Origin of the sequence: Streptomyces sp. NPDC007808, assembly GCF_042868655.1 — a bacterium.
Taxonomy (GTDB): domain Bacteria; phylum Actinomycetota; class Actinomycetes; order Streptomycetales; family Streptomycetaceae; genus Streptomyces.
Window position 1 is genome coordinate 392,098 of record NZ_JBIAEQ010000003.1, and the last position, 16,272, is coordinate 408,369.

A 16,272-nucleotide genomic window follows, 5' to 3' on the forward strand; every position below is an offset into this window, starting at 1 on the left:
TCCTAGGTAACGGAACGGAAAAAACTTCCATATCTGCCTCAGCCGCGACCGGCACCGGATTGCTCCGGTCCCAGCCGCGGCTGAGTGACGTCATCGCGTGCGCTGTCCCAGACTAAAGGGCCCGGGCGGTACCCCCAGGGGTCAGCGCGCCGTCGCCGCCCGCAGACGGACCTCCGCGCGGCGCTCGGCGGAGGCGTCGTCCGCCGACTTCGCACGCTCGAGCGCCCGCTCCGCGCGCTGGACGTCGATCTCCTCCGACAGCTCGGCGATCTCGGCCAGCAGCGACAGCTTGTCGTCCGCGAAGGAGATGAAACCGCCGTGCACCGCGGCGATGACGGTTCCACCTTCACTCGTACGGATGGTCACCGGGCCCGACTCCAGCACACCGAGCAGCGGCTGGTGACCGGGCATGACGCCGATGTCGCCGGACGTGGTGCGCGCGACGACCAGGGTGGCCTGGCCCGACCAGACCTCACGGTCGGCGGCGACCAGCGCGACGTGCAGCTCAGCAGCCAAGGTGGCTCCTCGGGTCACCACCCGGCGGTTCTGCCGGGTGTTGGTTACAAGTCTAGTAGGCGTGGAAGAGGGGGCGGGACGAACCCCCGCCCCCTCGATCACGAGCTCAATGGCTCACGAAGACCGGTGCGTCAGGAGACGCCCAGCTCCTTCGCGTTCTTCTTGAGGTCCTCAAGACCACCGCACATGAAGAACGCCTGCTCCGGGAAGTGGTCGAATTCACCGTCGCAGATCGCGTTGAACGCGGCGATCGACTCGTCCAGCGGCACGTCCGAGCCGTCCACACCGGTGAACTGCTTGGCGACGTGCGTGTTCTGGGACAGGAAGCGCTCGACGCGGCGGGCACGCTGGACGACCAGCTTGTCCTCCTCGCTGAGCTCGTCGATGCCGAGGATCGCGATGATGTCCTGGAGGTCCTTGTACTTCTGCAGGATCCCCTTGACGCGCATGGCGCACTGGTAGTGGTCCTGCGCGATGTAGCGCGGGTCCAGGATGCGGGACGTGGAGTCCAGCGGGTCCACGGCCGGGTAGATGCCCTTCTCGGAGATCGGACGGGACAGAACCGTCGTCGCGTCGAGGTGGGCGAAGGTGGTGGCCGGGGCCGGGTCGGTCAGGTCGTCCGCGGGGACGTAGATCGCCTGCATCGAGGTGATCGAGTGACCACGGGTCGAGGTGATGCGCTCCTGGAGGAGACCCATCTCGTCGGCCAGGTTCGGCTGGTAACCCACCGCGGAGGGCATACGGCCGAGCAGGGTCGACACCTCGGAACCGGCCTGCGTGAAGCGGAAGATGTTGTCGATGAAGAACAGCACGTCCTGCTTCTGGACGTCACGGAAGTACTCGGCCATGGTCAGGCCGGCCAGCGCGACGCGCAGACGGGTGCCCGGGGGCTCGTCCATCTGACCGAAGACCAGCGCGGTCTTGTCGATGACGCCGGACTCGCTCATCTCGTCGATGAGGTCGTTGCCCTCACGGGTGCGCTCACCGACACCGGCGAACACCGACACACCGTCGTGGTTGTTGGCGACGCGGTAGATCATCTCCTGGATGAGCACCGTCTTGCCGACGCCGGCACCACCGAACAGACCGATCTTTCCACCCTTGACGTACGGGGTGAGAAGGTCGATGACCTTGACGCCGGTCTCGAACATCTCGGTCTTCGACTCGAGCTCGTCGAAGTTCGGCGCCTTGCGGTGGATGGACCAGCGCTCGCCGTCGTAGGTCTCGTCGACGTTCAGCACCTCACCGAGGGTGTTGAACACCTTGCCCTTGGTGAAGTCGCCGACCGGGACGGTGATGCCCGTGCCCGTGTCGGTGACGGCGGCCTGGCGGACCAGACCGTCGGTGGGCTGCATGGAGATGGTGCGGACCAGGCCGTCACCCAGGTGCTGGGCGACCTCCAGGGTCAGGATCTTCTTCTCGCCCGCGTTCGCCGGGTCGGCGACCTCGACGTGCAGGGCGTTGTAGATCTCCGGCATCGCGTCGACGGGGAACTCCACGTCGACGACCGGGCCGATGACCCGGGCGACGCGGCCCGTAGCCGTCGCGGTCTCAACAGTGGTGGTCATTTATCGGTCACTCCCCGCGGTCGCGTCGGCCAGGGCGCTCGCGCCACCGACGATCTCGCTGATTTCCTGGGTGATTTCGGCCTGGCGGGCCGCGTTGGCAAGACGGGAGAGCGTGTTGATCAGCTCGCCCGCGTTGTCGGTGGCCGACTTCATCGCGCGCCGCGTGGCGGCGTGCTTGGAGGCGGCCGACTGAAGCAGCGCGTTGTAGATCCGGCTCTCCACGTACCGCGGCAGAAGGGCGTCGAGGACGTCCTCCGCCGAGGGCTCGAAGTCGTACAGCGGAAGGATCTCGCCCTTGGCGGGAGCCTCCTCCGCGACCTCTTCGAGGCTGAGCGGCAGCAGACGCGAGTCCAGCGCCTGCTGGGTCATCATCGAGACGAACTCGGTGTAGACGATGTGGAGCTCGTCCACGCCGCCCTCAGCCGTGTCCTTCTCGATGGCCTCGATCAGCGGGGCCGCGACCTTCTTGGCGTCCGCGTACGTGGGCTCGTCGGTGAAGCCGCTCCACGACTCCGCGATCTTGCGCTCACGGAAGTTGTAGTGGGCGACACCGCGCCGACCGACGATGTAGACGTCGACCTGCTTGCCCTCGCGCTCCAGGCGCTCGGTCAGCTGCTCCGCCGCCTTGATGGCGTTGGAGTTGAAGGCGCCGGCAAGGCCACGGTCGCTCGTGAGGAGCAGCACCGCGGACCGCGTGACCGTCTCGGCCTGCGTGGTCAGCGGGTGCTTGGTGTTCGAGCCGGTACCGACCGCCGTGACCGCGCGGGTGAGCTCGGTCGCGTACGGCGTGGAGGCCGCCACCTTGCGCTGCGCCTTGACGACGCGCGAGGCGGCGATCATCTCCATCGCCTTCGTGATCTTCTTGGTCGCGGTGACGGATCGGATGCGACGCTTGTAGACCCGGAGCTGGGCTCCCATGAGTCAGGTCCCTTCCTTACGTCACTTGGAGGCGTTGGTCGCCTTCGGAGCGGCCGGCGCCTCTTCGCCGAGCAGCTTGCCGTCCGCGGTCTCGAACTGCTTCTTGAACTCCGCGATGGCGTCGGCGACGGCGGTCAGGGTGTCGTCCGACATCTTGCCGCCCTCCTTGATGGAGGTCATGAGGCCCTGCTCCTTGCGGTGCAGGTACTCCAGGAGCTCCTTCTCGAAGCGGCGGATGTCGCCGACCGGCACGTCGTCCATCTTGCCGGTGGTGCCGGCCCAGACGGAGACGACCTGGTCCTCGGTGGACATCGGCTCGTACTGCGCCTGCTTCAGCAGCTCGACCATGCGCTGACCGCGCTCCAGCTGCGCCTTCGACGCGGCGTCCAGGTCGGAACCGAAGGCGGCGAACGCCTCCAGCTCACGGAACTGGGCGAGGTCCACGCGCAGACGGCCGGAGACCTGCTTCATCGCCTTGTGCTGCGCGGAACCACCGACTCGGGAGACGGAGATACCGACGTTCAGCGCGGGGCGCTGACCGGCGTTGAACAGGTCCGACTCCAGGAAGCACTGGCCGTCGGTGATGGAGATGACGTTGGTCGGGATGAACGCCGAGACGTCGTTGGCCTTGGTCTCGACGATCGGCAGACCGGTCATCGAGCCGGCGCCCATGTCGTCGGAGAGCTTGGCGCAGCGCTCCAGCAGACGGGAGTGCAGGTAGAAGACGTCACCCGGGTAGGCCTCACGGCCCGGCGGGCGGCGCAGCAGCAGGGACACGGCGCGGTAGGCGTCGGCCTGCTTCGACAGGTCGTCGAAGATGATCAGGACGTGCTTGCCCTCGTACATCCACTGCTGGCCGATGGCCGAGCCGGTGTACGGCGCCAGGTACTTGAAGCCGGCCGGGTCGGACGCCGGGGCGGCGACGATGGTCGTGTACTCCAGAGCACCGTTCTCCTCCAGCGCGCGGCGGACCGACGCGATGGTGGAGCCCTTCTGGCCGATGGCGACGTAGATGCAGCGGACCTGCTTGTTCGGGTCGCCGGTGCGCCAGTTGTCGCGCTGGTTGATGATCGTGTCGACGGCAAGGGCGGTCTTGCCGGTCTGACGGTCACCGATGATCAGCTGACGCTGGCCGCGGCCGATCGGGGTCATCGCGTCGACGGCCTTGTAGCCGGTCTCCATCGGCTCGTGCACCGACTTGCGCTGCATGACCGTGGGGGCCTGCAGCTCAAGGGCACGACGACCGCTGGTCTCGATCTCGCCGAGGCCGTCGATCGGGTTGCCGAGCGGGTCGACGACGCGGCCGAGGTAGCCCTCGCCGACGGCCACGGAGAGGACCTCACCGGTACGGGAGACCGGCTGACCCTCCTCGATGCCGCTGAACTCACCGAGGACGATGGCACCGATCTCGCGCTCCTCGAGGTTGAGGGCGAGGCCGAGGGTGCCGTCCTCGAACTTCAGCAGTTCGTTGGCCATGGCCGAGGGCAGACCCTCGACCTTCGCGATGCCGTCGCCGGCAAGGGTGACCGTACCGACCTCCTCGCGCGAGGCCGCGTCCGGCTTGTACGACTGGACAAAGGTCTCCAGTGCGTCCCGGATCTCCTCCGGCCGGATCGTGAGCTCCGCCATCTGGGTTCCCTGCTCTCCTTGTTGGGCCCGAAGTTTCACTTTGGGGGTCTGGGGGCGACCCCCAGGATTCTTCTGCACGGCCCAACCAGGGCCGTCATGAGTACGTCTTGCTATTGAGTTGCTGCTCAGCTCGCCAGTCGGCGGCCGGCGTCCTCGATGCGGTCCGCGAGGGAGCCGTTGATGACCTCGTCACCGACCTGCACCCGGATTCCGCCGACGACCTCGGGGTCCACGCCGAGGTTGAGGTGCATCGTGCGGCCGTAGAGCTTCGCGAGGGCGCCGCCCAGGCGTCGCTTCTGCACGTCGCTCAGCGGTACCGCCGAGGTGACGACGGCGACCATGCGCTCCCGGCGCTCGGCGGCGAGCTTGGACAGGGACTCCAGTCCCGACTCCAGGCTACGTCCACGAGGCGCGGTCACAAGACGCGTCACCAGACGCTCGGTGGTCACCTTGGCCCGGCCGCCGAGGAGGCTGCGCAGCAGCTCGCTCTTGGCCGAGGTGGTGGCGGCGCGGTCGGTCAGCGCGGCACGCAGTCCGGTGCTGGAGGAGACGATCCGGCCGAACCGGAACAGCTCGTCCTCGACGTCGTCGAGCGTGCCCGTCTTCTGCGCGGCGGTGAGGTCGGCGGTGTCCGCCAGCTCCTCCAGCGCGTCCACCAGGTCGCGGGACTGCGACCAGCGGGAGCGCACCATGCCGGCCAGCAGGTCGGCGGTCGCGCCGCCGACCTGTGCGCCGAGCAGGCGCTGGGCCAGGTCGGCCTTGGCCTCGCCGGCCTGCGCCGGGTCGGTGAGGACCCGACGCAGCGACACCTCGCGGTCGAGCAGCGCGGTGACGGCGGCCAGCTCGTCGGCGAGCTTGGCCGCGTCGACGGACGTCGAGTCCGTCAGCGCGTCGAGACGCTCGCGTGCGGCTGCCAGGGCCTCGCGGCTCGCTCCGTTCATCGTCCGGCCTCGGCCTTCTCCTCGAGCTCGTCGAGGAAGCGGTCGATGACGCGGCTCTGCCGGGCGTGGTCCTCGAGGGACTCACCGACGAGCTTGCCGGCCAGGTCGGTGGCGAGCTTGCCGACGTCCTGGCGCAGCGCGGACGCGGCGGCCTTGCGGTCGGCCTCGATCTGGGCGTGACCGGCGGCGACGATCTCCTCGCGCTGCCGCTGGCCCTCGGCCCGCATCTCGGCGATGAGCGCGGCACCCTGCTCCTGCGCCTCCTGGCGCAGACGCGCGGCCTCGTGCCGGGCCTCGGCGAGCTGAGCCTTGTACTGCTCGAGGACGCTCTGGGCCTCGACCTGAGCGGCCTCGGCCTTCTCGATTCCGCCTTCGATCGCCTCGCGGCGCTCCTCCAGAACCTTGTTGATGTTCGGAAGCAGCTTCTTCCAGAAGAAGAAGAACACGATGGCGAAGGCGATGGTGCCGACGAGCAGCTCGGGGCCCGGAGGAACAAGCGGGTTCTGCTTGTCCTCGGCCGCCAGCTGTACCAGGTTGGCGATCACATCAGTGCCTTTCGTTGAAAGGTTGGCTCGTCAGGGCTCGATCATCCGTAGACGAACGGCATGACGATGCCGATGAGGGCGAGCGCCTCACAGAAGGCGAAGCCGAGGATCTGGTTGGCACGGATCAGACCGGCGGCCTCGGGCTGACGGGCAAGCGCCTGGGTGCCGTTACCGAAGATGATGCCGACGCCGACGCCGGGGCCGATGGCGGCGAGGCCGTAGCCGATGGAACCGATGTTGCCTTCGACGGCGGCGAGGGTCTCAAGGGCAGCCATGCTGATTCTTCCTTCTCTTTCATGGACCGGCGGGGGTTGGCCACCGGACGTTCTTGGGGGGTGGTGCGGCGGGGCTCAGTGGTGTTCGGCGAGAGCACCCTGGACGTACGAGCAGGCGAGCAGGACGAAGACGTACGCCTGAACCATCTGCACGAAGAGCTCGAAGAGGATCATGACGACGGTCATGACGAACGAGACACCGGCCGCCGGGATCATCCAGCTGTTCAGCAGGTACCAGGAGGCCACGGTGAACATGACCAGCATCAGGTGACCGGCGAACATGTTGGCGAACAGTCGCACCGCGTGCGTGAACGGCCGGACCAGCAGGTTCGAGAAGAACTCGATGACCACCACGAGCGGCAGCACCGGGCCCAGCGACTTGTCGTAGCCCGTGACGTTCTTGAAGAAGCCGACGAAGCCGTGCCTCTTGAAGGTCACCGAGACCCAGACGACATAGACGATGAGGGCCAGCACCATCGGGTACGCGATGATCGACGACACCGGGAACTGGGCCAGCGGGATCACGGACCAGATGTTCATGATCCAGATGAAGAAGAAGAGCGAGACCATGAAGGGGACGTACTTCTCGCCCTCCTTCTTACCGAGGGTCTCGTAGACGATGCCCCGGCGCACGAAGTCGTAGCCGGCCTCGCCGATCATCTGCAGCTTGCCCGGAACCACCTTCGCCTTGCTGAAGGCAAGCGTGAAGAAGGTGACGACCAGGAGCGTGGTGATGAGGGCGAGCAGCATCACCTTGTTGAACTCGAACCCGCCGACCGTGGCGATCGGCTTGAAGAGGAACGAGTGCAGGCCCGGAGCCGGGAAGCCGCAGCCGTTGTCGGACATGATCCGACAGCTCCAGTCAAAGGCGAGCTGGGTCTGGTCAGCACTCACCACGGGCTCCTTCGGCGTGACGCATGGGTACGGCAACCTCGTTGTGTCGGCGCGGCGCAGGGCCGCTGTTCGGCACGGGACTGGTGTTACGGATATGGGGGCGGCTGTGGGGCATCTCGCCTCGCGAATGAGCAGGCGTCAGCTCAGATGCCCGCGCCCGCGATGCCGCAGTTGGCACCGGACGATAGCAGGATCTCTTGAGTGGCTTTATCCCGGCCCTACCCCTCACGACGAGGGCCCCGTCTTTTCGGGCTTGTCACCCTTCGAGGAGGTGCCCGAATCGGGTTCGACGTAGAGGATCTTGGCCTTCATGTGGGCGCGCGCCTGCGCGGCGATCCACACGAGCGTGCCGACCACGAGCGTGATCGCGAAGGCCCGGGGGTTGAACAGCGTCGTGTTCTTGAAGACGGAGAGGAAGACGAACAGCAGCAGGATCTGAGCCGCGTAGAGCATCAGGCCCATCGCCTGGAACAGGTGCGGAAGCGATTTGGCAATGCGCTGCAGAACGTAGAGACCGATTCCCATGAACAGGATCACGACCAGCGTCGCGACGACCGCCCCGATTGCACCTTTGCCACCGGCGACCACACCGCTGACGACGGCTGCGACAGCGCCGGCGGCGGCTGTGGGCACAGCGGCCTGGAGCAGGTTCCGGGCGTCATTGGACGGCATGGCGGCAACTCCGCTTTCACGGTGGGGGCAGGGTGTCGTCATGGACGAGCGTAGTCCCGGGCTGAGAGAGAACCTCACGCCGGTGGACCGTCGCACTACGGTCCTTCGGCTCTATCCGGGGGTTCTCGTGAACCGTATCACAAACTATTTGATGAGGTCTTTACCTGAAGGGTGTGCCAGCCGTCACACATGAGAGTGACAGCGCGCGTATGTGCAGAATCACGGCCGGATTGTCTGGTATTGCACCGCTTCGTTCCCCCATGGCTTGGCAATGCTCTAGTCAGATTCTTACCTTGAGCCCGCGGGCCGCCCGTTCTCACCTCGACGCGGTCAGCGTGACGTCCCGGCCTTGCGCCGGTCCATCAGCCGCGAACGGGCGCCGATCGCGGTCGCTCCGTTGACGTGTGAGACGCCGGCGGACACCGGAGGGCGCGGCTGCTCCTCCGCGTCGGCCCGCCCCTCGGCGCTCGCCACCTGCGGCGTGGTGGCCGCGGGCTCGGCGACGGCCCCGCGGCGGCGGTAGCGCGGCGGCACGAAGGACTCGGCCCAGCGCGGAGCGCGCGGCGTGAAGCGCGGGAGCAGCAGCAGGACCAGGCCGATGGCGCTGAGGAACACCACGCCGAGCACGATCCACATGGACGCCGAGTTGACGGAGTAGGCGAGTGCGCCGAAGGCGATCAGCGCCGACCAGAAGTACATGATCAGCACCGCGCGGCTGTGCGAGTGCCCGATCTCCAGCAGGCGGTGGTGCAGGTGACCCCGGTCGGCGGCGAACGGGGACTGGCCGCGCCAGGTACGGCGGACGATCGCCAGCACCAGGTCGGCGGCCGGGATCGCGATGATCGTGAGCGGCAGCAGCAGCGGGATGTAGACCGGGACCGTCTGGTGCACGGCCGCTTTCTCGGAGCCGGCGAACAGCTTCAGCGCGTCCGGGTCGACCTGGCCGGTGATGGAGATGGCGCCCGCGGCGAGCACCAGGCCGATCAGCATCGAGCCGGAGTCGCCCATGAAGATCCGCGCCGGGTGCATGTTGTGCGGCAGGAAGCCCAGGCACATGCCCATCAGGATGGCCGCGAACAGGGTGGCCGGGGCGGCGGCCTCGATGCCGTACGACACCCAGACCCGGTAGGCGTAGAGGAAGAACGCGGCCGACGCGATGCAGACCATGCCGGCCGCGAGGCCGTCCAGGCCGTCGACGAAGTTCACCGCGTTGATGGTGATGACGACCAGGGCGACCGTCAGCAGGGTGCCCTGCCACTGGGTCAGCGCCACGTTGCCGAGGCCCGGGATGGGCAGCCACAGGATCGTCAGACCCTGCATGACCATCACGCCGGCGGCGATCATCTGGCCGCCCAGCTTGATCAGGGCGTCGATCTCGAACTTGTCGTCGAGGACGCCGATCAGCCAGATGAGCGCCGCTCCGGAGAGCAGCGCCCGCGGTTCGTTGGACCTCTCGAAGACCGCGCTGAGGTTCGTGAGGTGGTCGGCGACCAGCAGACCCGCGCACAGGCCGAAGAACATCGCGATCCCGCCGAGCCGCGGAGTGGGTTCCCGGTGCACGTCACGTGCCCGGATCTCCGGCATCGCTCCCGCCACGATCGCGAACTTCCGTACCGGCCCTGTCAGCAGATACGTCACCGCGGCCGTGATGCAGAGCGTCAGCAGGTATTCACGCACGGGCTTCCCCACAAGTCTCGCCGGCCATCTCAGCCCCACACCCTAGCGACGGACACCTACGCGACGCATATGTGTGGGGACTACCGGGTAGCGACGATGGTTGCACGTGTGGCTGTGTGCTCAGGTGCGCCTACCCCGCCTCAGCCGGGATACGGCGGAAATCTACCGGCCAGCTCCCGCACTTCTTCACGTGCCTTCTGCGTCTCGGTCTCCTCCCGCAGCACGCTCGCCAGCAGCTCGGCGATCCGCGCCATCTCCTCCTCCCCCATGCCCTGGGTGGTCACGGCCGCCGTCCCCAGACGCAGACCGCGGGCGTCGCCGTGCGGCAGGGCGCAGCAGTCCAGCACCATCCCGGCCGCCGCGAGGCGCCCTCGCGCGTCGCGGCCCTCGACACCGAGGGGCGCCGGATCGGCGGTGATGAGGTGGGTGTCGGTGCCGCCCGTGGTGACGACCAGCCCGTGCGCCGCGAGGCGGGCCGCGAGCGCCCGCGCGTTGGCGACCACCTGATGGGCGTACGCCGCGAACGCCGGCGTCGCCGCCTCACCAAAGGCGACGGCCTTGGCGGCGATGGTGTGCATCTGGGCGCCTCCCTGGGTGAAGGGGAAGACGGCGCGGTCGACGCGTTCGGCGAGGTCCGCACCGCACAGCAGCATCCCGCCGCGCGGCCCTCTGAGCACCTTGTGGGTGGTGGCGCACACCACATCGGCGTACGGCACCGGACTCGGTGCCGCTCCCCCGGCGACGAGCCCCATGGGGTGGGCGGCATCCGCGATGAGATACGCGCCCACCTCGTCCGCGATGTCGCGGAAGAGGGCGTAGTCGATGTGGCGGGGGTAGGCGATGGATCCGCAGACCAGGGCCTTGGGGCGATGGTTGCGTGCCAGCGTCCGCACCTGGTCGTAGTCGATGAGCCCGGTCTCGGCGTCCACCCCGTACCCGACGAAGTCGAACCAGCGGCCGGAGAAGTTGGCGGGTGAGCCGTGGGTGAGGTGTCCGCCGTACGGCAGCCCGAGGGCGAGGACGGTGTCACCTGGCCGCAGCAGGGCGGCGTACGCGGCGAGGACGGCCGAAGACCCCGAATGCGACTGCACGTTGGCGTGTTCGGCGCCGAACAGCAGCTCGGCGCGCTCCACGGCGAGCCGCTCGGCGACGTCCACCATCTCGCATCCGCCGTGGTACCGGCTGCCCGGGTACCCCTCGGCGTACTTGTTGGCCAGCGGCGAGCCGAGGGCCGCCAGCACGGCCGGCGAGGTGTAGTTCTCGGCGGCGATGAGCTGCAGCGTCGTCGACTGCCGCGCCAGCTCCCCGAGCAGGATGTCCGCGAGCTGCGGATCCTGCCGGCGCAGGACGTCGGCCTCGATGGCATGGGTGACCGTCATGGTGGGCTCCGGACGTGCGTCGACGGTGACGTACGTCCAATGTAGGCCCGGGGCGACGGGGGCGCCCGGCTGTTACGCCCTCGCGGGTACGCCGGTCAGCGCGGTCACCACCGGATCCAGCGCCTCGTGTATCTCGTCGCCCACCGACCGGAAGAACGGCAGCGGTGCCCCGTACGGGTCGTACACCTCGTCCGCCTCCACCGTCGGCGCCAGAAGCCACCCGCGTAGAGCGGCCGCCGCACGCACCAGGGCACGCGCCCGCTGCACCACGCCGTCCTCCAGGGGAGGCAGCGTCGCGGGGTCTATCGCCTTCACCAGGCGGGTGAACTCCTTCAGGGTGAAGGTGCGCAGGCCCGCCGAGTGACCCATGGAGATCACCTGGGCGCGGTGGTCGCGGGTGGCCGTCAGGACCAGGTCGGCCATGATGACGTGCTCGTCGAGCAGCTCGCGGCCGACGAAGCCGGAGGCGTCAGCGCCGAAGTCGGCGAGGACGGTCTCCGCGTTGGCCTCCATGGGCGCGCCCTCGTGGCCCCAGGTGCCCGCGCTCTCCACGATCAGCCCGCCGCCCAGTACACCGAGCCGCTGCGTCACGAAATGGCGGGTCAGCCGCTCGGTGATCGGCGAGCGGCAGACGTTTCCGGTGCTGACGTGGAGGATGCGGAAGCTGTCGCGCGGAAGCCCGACGAAGGTGGTCGTGATCTCCGCGGCACGTTCCCCGCTGCCTATGCCACGCCCCGCCTCGGGGGCTGTCAATTCGCCACCTCGAGGTCGGGTACGACCTTGCGCAGCTCGTCCGCGGAGATGGCGCCGGCGCGCAGCAGGAGCGGGACCTCCCGGGAGACGTCGACGATCGAGGAGGGCACGTTGCCGGGGGTCGGGCCGCCGTCCAGGTAGACGGAGACCGAGTCGCCGAGCATCTCCTGCGCGGCGTCGCAGTCCTCGGGGGCGGGGTGGCCGGTCAGGTTCGCCGAGGACACGGCCATCGGGCCGACCTCGGTGAGCAGCTCGATGGCGACCGGGTGCAGCGGCATGCGCACGGCAACCGTGCCCCGGGTGTCGCCCAGGTCCCACTGCAGGGACGGCTGGTGCTTGGCGACCAGTGTCAGCGCGCCCGGCCAGAACGCGTCGACCAGTTCCCAGGCCAGCTCGGAGAAGTCGGTGACGAGACCGTGGAGCGTGTTCGGGGAGCCGATCAGCACAGGGGTGGGCATGGTGCGGCCGCGTCCCTTGGCCTCCAGCAGATCACCCACGGCCTCCTTGGAGAACGCGTCGGCGCCGATGCCGTACACCGTGTCGGTCGGGAGGACCACGAGCTCGCCACGGCGGACGGCGGACGCTGCCTCACGCAGACCCGTCGTGCGGTCGGTCGCGTCGTTGGTGTCGTATCGCCGTGCCATGTCTAGCGGGCCTCCTCGTACACGAAGTACACGTACTGCGGGACTGAAGTGCGGGGGGTGGTCACGGCAGCGCCTTGCGGGCGGTCGCGAACCTCGGTCGGTTGTTGAGGTCGGGGTGGTCGGCCGCGTCGGCCCAGCCCCGCTCCTCGGTGAAGATCCACGGCACCTGGCCGCCCTGGGTGTCGGCGTGCTCGATGACGACGACACCGCCCGGACGCAGCAGACGGTGCGCGGTCCGTTCCAGACCGCGGATGAGGTCGAGGCCGTCCTCCCCTGAGAACAGGGCGAGTTCGGGATCGTAGTCCCGCGCCTCGGGAGCGACGTACTCCCATTCGGTCAGCGGGATGTAGGGCGGGTTGGAGATCACCAGGTCGACCTGGCCGTCCAGGTCGGGGAACGCGTCCAGGGCGTTGCCCTGCCGCAGGTCGACCCTGGACCCCTCGACGTTCTTGCGGGTCCACCGCAGGGCGTCCTCCGACAGCTCCACGGCGTGTACGCGTGAGCGCGGGACCTCCTGGGCCAGGGCCAGCGCGATGGCGCCGGAGCCCGTGCACAGGTCGACGATGCAGGGCTCGACGACGTCCATCGCGCGCACGGCGTCTATGGCCCACCCGACGACCGACTCGGTCTCGGGGCGGGGCACGAACACACCCGGTCCCACTTGGAGTTCGAGGTAGCGGAAGTAGGCCCGCCCGGTGATGTGCTGCAGCGGCTCGCGCTGCTCACGCCGAGCGATGACCTCCCAGTACCGGGCGTCGAAGTCCGCGTCCTTCACGGAGTGCAGTTCGCCCCGCTTCACGCCGTGCACGAACGCGGCGAGCTCCTCCGCGTCGGTGCGCGGCGAGGGCACGCCGGCGTCGGCCAGCCGCTGGGTGGCCTGGGCCACCTCCGCGAGCAGCACGCTGCGGGGGCTTTGGGGTCGCCCCCCAAAAGATTGCTGCACGCATTCCTCCGTGTCGTACTCGTACGTGCGTACGTCCCTTGCGTCTGCGTCCCTACGCGGCTGCCAGCTTCGCCGCCGAGTCCGCGTCGACACAGGCCTGGATCACCGCGTCGAGGTCGCCGTCCAGGACCTGGTCCAGGTTGTACGCCTTGAAGCCCACGCGGTGGTCCGAGATGCGGTTCTCCGGGAAGTTGTAGGTGCGGATCTTCTCGGAGCGGTCGACCGTGCGCACCTGGCTGCGGCGGGCGTCGGCGGCCTCCTTCTCGGCCTCCTCCTGCGCCGCGGCGAGCAGCCTGGAGCGCAGGATACGCATCGCCTGCTCCTTGTTCTGCAGCTGGCTCTTCTCGTTCTGGCAGGAGGCGACGACTCCGGTCGGAAGGTGCGTGATGCGCACGGCGGAGTCGGTGGTGTTGACGGACTGACCACCCGGGCCGGACGACCGGTACACGTCGATGCGCAGGTCGTTCGGGTTGATCTCGACGTCGATCTCCTCGGCCTCGGGCGTGACCAGCACACCGGCCGCGGAGGTGTGGATACGGCCCTGGGACTCGGTCGCCGGCACCCGCTGCACGCGGTGCACTCCGCCCTCGTACTTCAGTCGCGCCCACACGCCCTGACCGGGCTCCGTCGCTCCCTGGCCGCCCTTCGTCTTCACCGCGACCTGGACGTCCTTGTAGCCGCCGAGCTCGGACTCGGTGGAGTCGATGATCTCGGTCTTCCAGCCGACGCGCTCGGCGTAGCGCAGGTACATGCGCAGCAGGTCGCCCGCGAAGAGCGCGGACTCGTCGCCGCCCGCGCCCGCCTTGATCTCCAGGATGACGTCCTTGTCGTCACTCGGGTCACGCGGGACGAGCAGGAAGCGGAGCTTCTCCGTCAGCTCCTCGCGCTGCTTCTCCAGCTCCTTGACCTCGGCGGCGAACTCCGGGTCGTCGGCGCCGAGTTCCCGGGCCGTGTCGATGTCGTCGCCGGTCTGCTTCCAGGAGCGGTACGTGGCGACGATCGGGGTGAGCTCGGCGTAGCGCTTGTTCAGCTTGCGCGCGTTCGCCTGGTCGGCGTGGACCGACGGGTCGGCGAGCTTCTTCTCCAGGTCGGCGTGCTCAGCGACCAGGTCCTCGACGGCCTCGAACATCTTGGGGCTCCTGTGGGGTTACGACTGTGAAGGGCAGGCGACCAAAAACGCCGGTCCCGGCACGCCTGTGGAGGGCGCGGCCGTGGACCGGCGAATTGGAGCTCGCTACTTCTTGGAGCCGGCAGCAGCCTTGCCGAAGCGGGCCTCGAAGCGGGCCACACGGCCACCGGTGTCGAGGATCTTCTGCTTGCCCGTGTAGAACGGGTGGCACTCGGAGCAGACCTCGGCGCGGATGGTGCCGCTGGAGATCGTGCTGCGGGTGGTGAACGACGCGCCACAGGTGCAGCTGACCTGCGTCTCGACGTACTCGGGGTGGATGTCGCGCTTCAAGGTGTCTCCTAGTTTCGGGAGGGCGCCGGGTCGCAGCCCGCGGGATGCGGGAGCGTGAACCGGAGCCGACGTACCAGTCTGCCAGGACTGGGGCCATCCCCCAAAACCGGGGGTAGGCGCTGTGTATTCCCCGCGGGCCCGGCGGGGGCTCCTCGCGCCCGCGCGGCGGAGTCGCACATCGCCCGGCGCAGCCGCACATCGATACAGCCCGCGCCCCTAGGAGGGCGTCACCACACCCTTGGCGGTACCGGTGGCCGTGCCCTTCGTGGCCGCCGCGGGGATCGGCCTGTCGTTCTTCAGCGCGTCCCACACCAGCTGGGACTTCGTCTTCTCCACGAGGACCCGGTTGGGGTCGGCCGGGTCGTACCGGACCGGCATTGTGATCATGGTCATGTTCTTGGAGCTGATGCCCTTCAGGCCGCCCGCGAAAGACATGAGCTTGTCGACCGAGCCGAGATCGGAGTCGGTGGTCACGGCGTTCGTGGCGGTGTCGGCCAGGTCGTACAGCTTCTTGGGGTTGCCGAACAGGTTGATGTCCTTGACCTGGTTGATCAACGCCTTGATGAAGGCCTGCTGGAGCTGGATACGCCCGAGGTCGGAGCCGTCGCCCACGCCGTGCCGGGTGCGGACCAGGCCGAGGGCCTGCTTGCCGGTGAGCCGGTGGGGGCCGGCCTTGAGGTCGAGGTGGCTGTCGGGGTCGTCGATGTCCTTGGTGGTGGTGACCTCGACGCCGCCGAGTTCGTCGATGAGCTTCTGGAAGCCGGAGAAGTCGACCTCCAGATAGTGGTCCATGCGGATACCGGTGAGGGACTCGACGGTCTTCACCGTGCAGGCGGCGCCGCCCGTGGTGTACGACTCGTTGAACATCACGCCGGACGCCGCGGCGTGCGTCTCTCCCCGGGTGTCGGTGCACTTGGGGCGGTCGACGAGGGTGTCGCGCGGGACGGAGACCACGCTGGCCTTCTTGCGGCCCTCGTGGACGTGCACGATCATCGCGGTGTCCGAGCGGGCGCTGCCGTCGTCGGCGCCACCGCCGAGCGCCTTGTTGCCGCCGGAGCGGGTGTCCGAGCCGAGGACGAGGATGTTCTCCGAGCCGTTGTCGACCTTCTCGGGCCGCTCGGTGCCGAGGGCCTGGTCGATGTCGACGCTCTTGAGGTTGCCGTTGAGCTTGAAGAACAGGTATCCGGCGCCGGTACCACCCAGGACCACGATCCCGGCGGCCGTCCACGCGGTGATCATCAGGCCCGTGCGCTTCTCGCGGGGCTTGCGGCGTCGGCCCTTGGCGCGGTTGCGCGGACCTCTGGTGCCGGTCTCGCCCGGTATGCCGGGCTCCGGCGTGCTCTCGGCGGACACTGCGCTCCTCGGTTCTCGTCCGGTCGGTTACCCCCTGCTTTCAGGGTCAGACGTGGCCATTCGGCCCGTACCACCCCATCGTCACCCCGTCCGGTCAGACGGGGAA

At 68.5% G+C, this 16,272-nt stretch carries 17 protein-coding genes; all 17 read right to left on the reverse strand.

Annotation, left to right across the window (positions count from 1 at the left end; translation table 11 throughout):
* Nucleotides 1–141 precede the first annotated feature (141 nt).
* Entirely contained in the window at nt 142–516 is a 375-nt protein-coding gene (locus ACFYNL_RS13530; RefSeq protein ID WP_388801522.1) for a F0F1 ATP synthase subunit epsilon, read from the reverse strand.
* 131 nt (nt 517–647) lie between these two features.
* A complete protein-coding gene (gene atpD, locus ACFYNL_RS13535; RefSeq protein ID WP_388801525.1) occupies nt 648–2,084 on the reverse strand; it encodes a F0F1 ATP synthase subunit beta in 1,437 nt (478 codons plus the stop codon).
* Nucleotides 2,085–3,002 carry a F0F1 ATP synthase subunit gamma gene (locus ACFYNL_RS13540; RefSeq protein ID WP_388801527.1) on the reverse strand — a complete coding sequence of 306 codons (918 nt, stop codon included), beginning with the start codon at nt 3,000–3,002 and terminating at the stop codon, nt 2,085–2,087.
* Between the two features lie 21 nt (nt 3,003–3,023).
* The gene (gene atpA, locus ACFYNL_RS13545) at nt 3,024–4,631 is read right to left on the reverse strand and encodes a F0F1 ATP synthase subunit alpha (protein WP_388801530.1); all 1,608 of its coding nucleotides are present in this window, start codon (nt 4,629–4,631) and stop codon (nt 3,024–3,026) included.
* Nucleotides 4,632–4,756: 125 nt separating this feature from the next.
* On the reverse strand, nt 4,757–5,572 hold the full coding sequence (locus ACFYNL_RS13550) for a F0F1 ATP synthase subunit delta (protein WP_388801532.1): 816 nt from the start codon (nt 5,570–5,572) through the stop codon (nt 4,757–4,759).
* Complete coding sequence (locus ACFYNL_RS13555; protein WP_388801535.1) at nt 5,569–6,117, reverse strand: F0F1 ATP synthase subunit B; 549 nt, start codon at nt 6,115–6,117, stop codon at nt 5,569–5,571. The genes ACFYNL_RS13550 and ACFYNL_RS13555 overlap by 4 nt, the downstream gene beginning before the upstream one ends.
* A 41-nt stretch (nt 6,118–6,158) precedes the next feature.
* The gene (gene atpE / locus ACFYNL_RS13560; protein ID WP_031485821.1) at nt 6,159–6,392 is read right to left on the reverse strand and encodes an ATP synthase F0 subunit C; all 234 of its coding nucleotides are present in this window, start codon (nt 6,390–6,392) and stop codon (nt 6,159–6,161) included.
* Between the two features lie 75 nt (nt 6,393–6,467).
* Nucleotides 6,468–7,238, reverse strand: coding sequence for a F0F1 ATP synthase subunit A (atpB, locus tag ACFYNL_RS13565; protein ID WP_388802699.1), 771 nt, complete (start codon nt 7,236–7,238; stop codon nt 6,468–6,470).
* Between the two features lie 273 nt (nt 7,239–7,511).
* Nucleotides 7,512–7,958, reverse strand: coding sequence for a hypothetical protein (locus ACFYNL_RS13570; RefSeq protein ID WP_388801538.1), 447 nt, complete (start codon nt 7,956–7,958; stop codon nt 7,512–7,514).
* Between the two features lie 330 nt (nt 7,959–8,288).
* A complete protein-coding gene (locus ACFYNL_RS13575; protein WP_388801541.1) occupies nt 8,289–9,635 on the reverse strand; it encodes an MraY family glycosyltransferase in 1,347 nt (448 codons plus the stop codon).
* A 140-nt stretch (nt 9,636–9,775) separates the two neighbouring features.
* Nucleotides 9,776–11,014, reverse strand: coding sequence for a serine hydroxymethyltransferase (gene glyA, locus ACFYNL_RS13580; RefSeq protein ID WP_388801544.1), 1,239 nt, complete (start codon nt 11,012–11,014; stop codon nt 9,776–9,778).
* Nucleotides 11,015–11,086: 72 nt separating this feature from the next.
* The gene (locus tag ACFYNL_RS13585) at nt 11,087–11,767 is read right to left on the reverse strand and encodes a protein-tyrosine-phosphatase (RefSeq protein ID WP_388801547.1); all 681 of its coding nucleotides are present in this window, start codon (nt 11,765–11,767) and stop codon (nt 11,087–11,089) included.
* The gene (locus tag ACFYNL_RS13590; protein ID WP_388801550.1) at nt 11,764–12,411 is read right to left on the reverse strand and encodes an L-threonylcarbamoyladenylate synthase; all 648 of its coding nucleotides are present in this window, start codon (nt 12,409–12,411) and stop codon (nt 11,764–11,766) included. The genes ACFYNL_RS13585 and ACFYNL_RS13590 overlap by 4 nt, the downstream gene beginning before the upstream one ends.
* Before the next feature lie 61 nt (nt 12,412–12,472).
* Nucleotides 12,473–13,312 carry a peptide chain release factor N(5)-glutamine methyltransferase gene (prmC, locus tag ACFYNL_RS13595; RefSeq protein ID WP_388801553.1) on the reverse strand — a complete coding sequence of 280 codons (840 nt, stop codon included), beginning with the start codon at nt 13,310–13,312 and terminating at the stop codon, nt 12,473–12,475.
* A gap of 94 nt (nt 13,313–13,406) precedes the next feature.
* On the reverse strand, nt 13,407–14,483 hold the full coding sequence (prfA, locus tag ACFYNL_RS13600) for a peptide chain release factor 1 (RefSeq protein ID WP_388801556.1): 1,077 nt from the start codon (nt 14,481–14,483) through the stop codon (nt 13,407–13,409).
* A 105-nt stretch (nt 14,484–14,588) separates the two neighbouring features.
* A complete protein-coding gene (gene rpmE / locus ACFYNL_RS13605) occupies nt 14,589–14,813 on the reverse strand; it encodes a 50S ribosomal protein L31 (RefSeq protein ID WP_019753312.1) in 225 nt (74 codons plus the stop codon).
* Between the two features lie 216 nt (nt 14,814–15,029).
* A complete protein-coding gene (locus ACFYNL_RS13610) occupies nt 15,030–16,166 on the reverse strand; it encodes an LCP family protein (protein WP_388801560.1) in 1,137 nt (378 codons plus the stop codon).
* Nucleotides 16,167–16,272 lie beyond the last annotated feature (106 nt).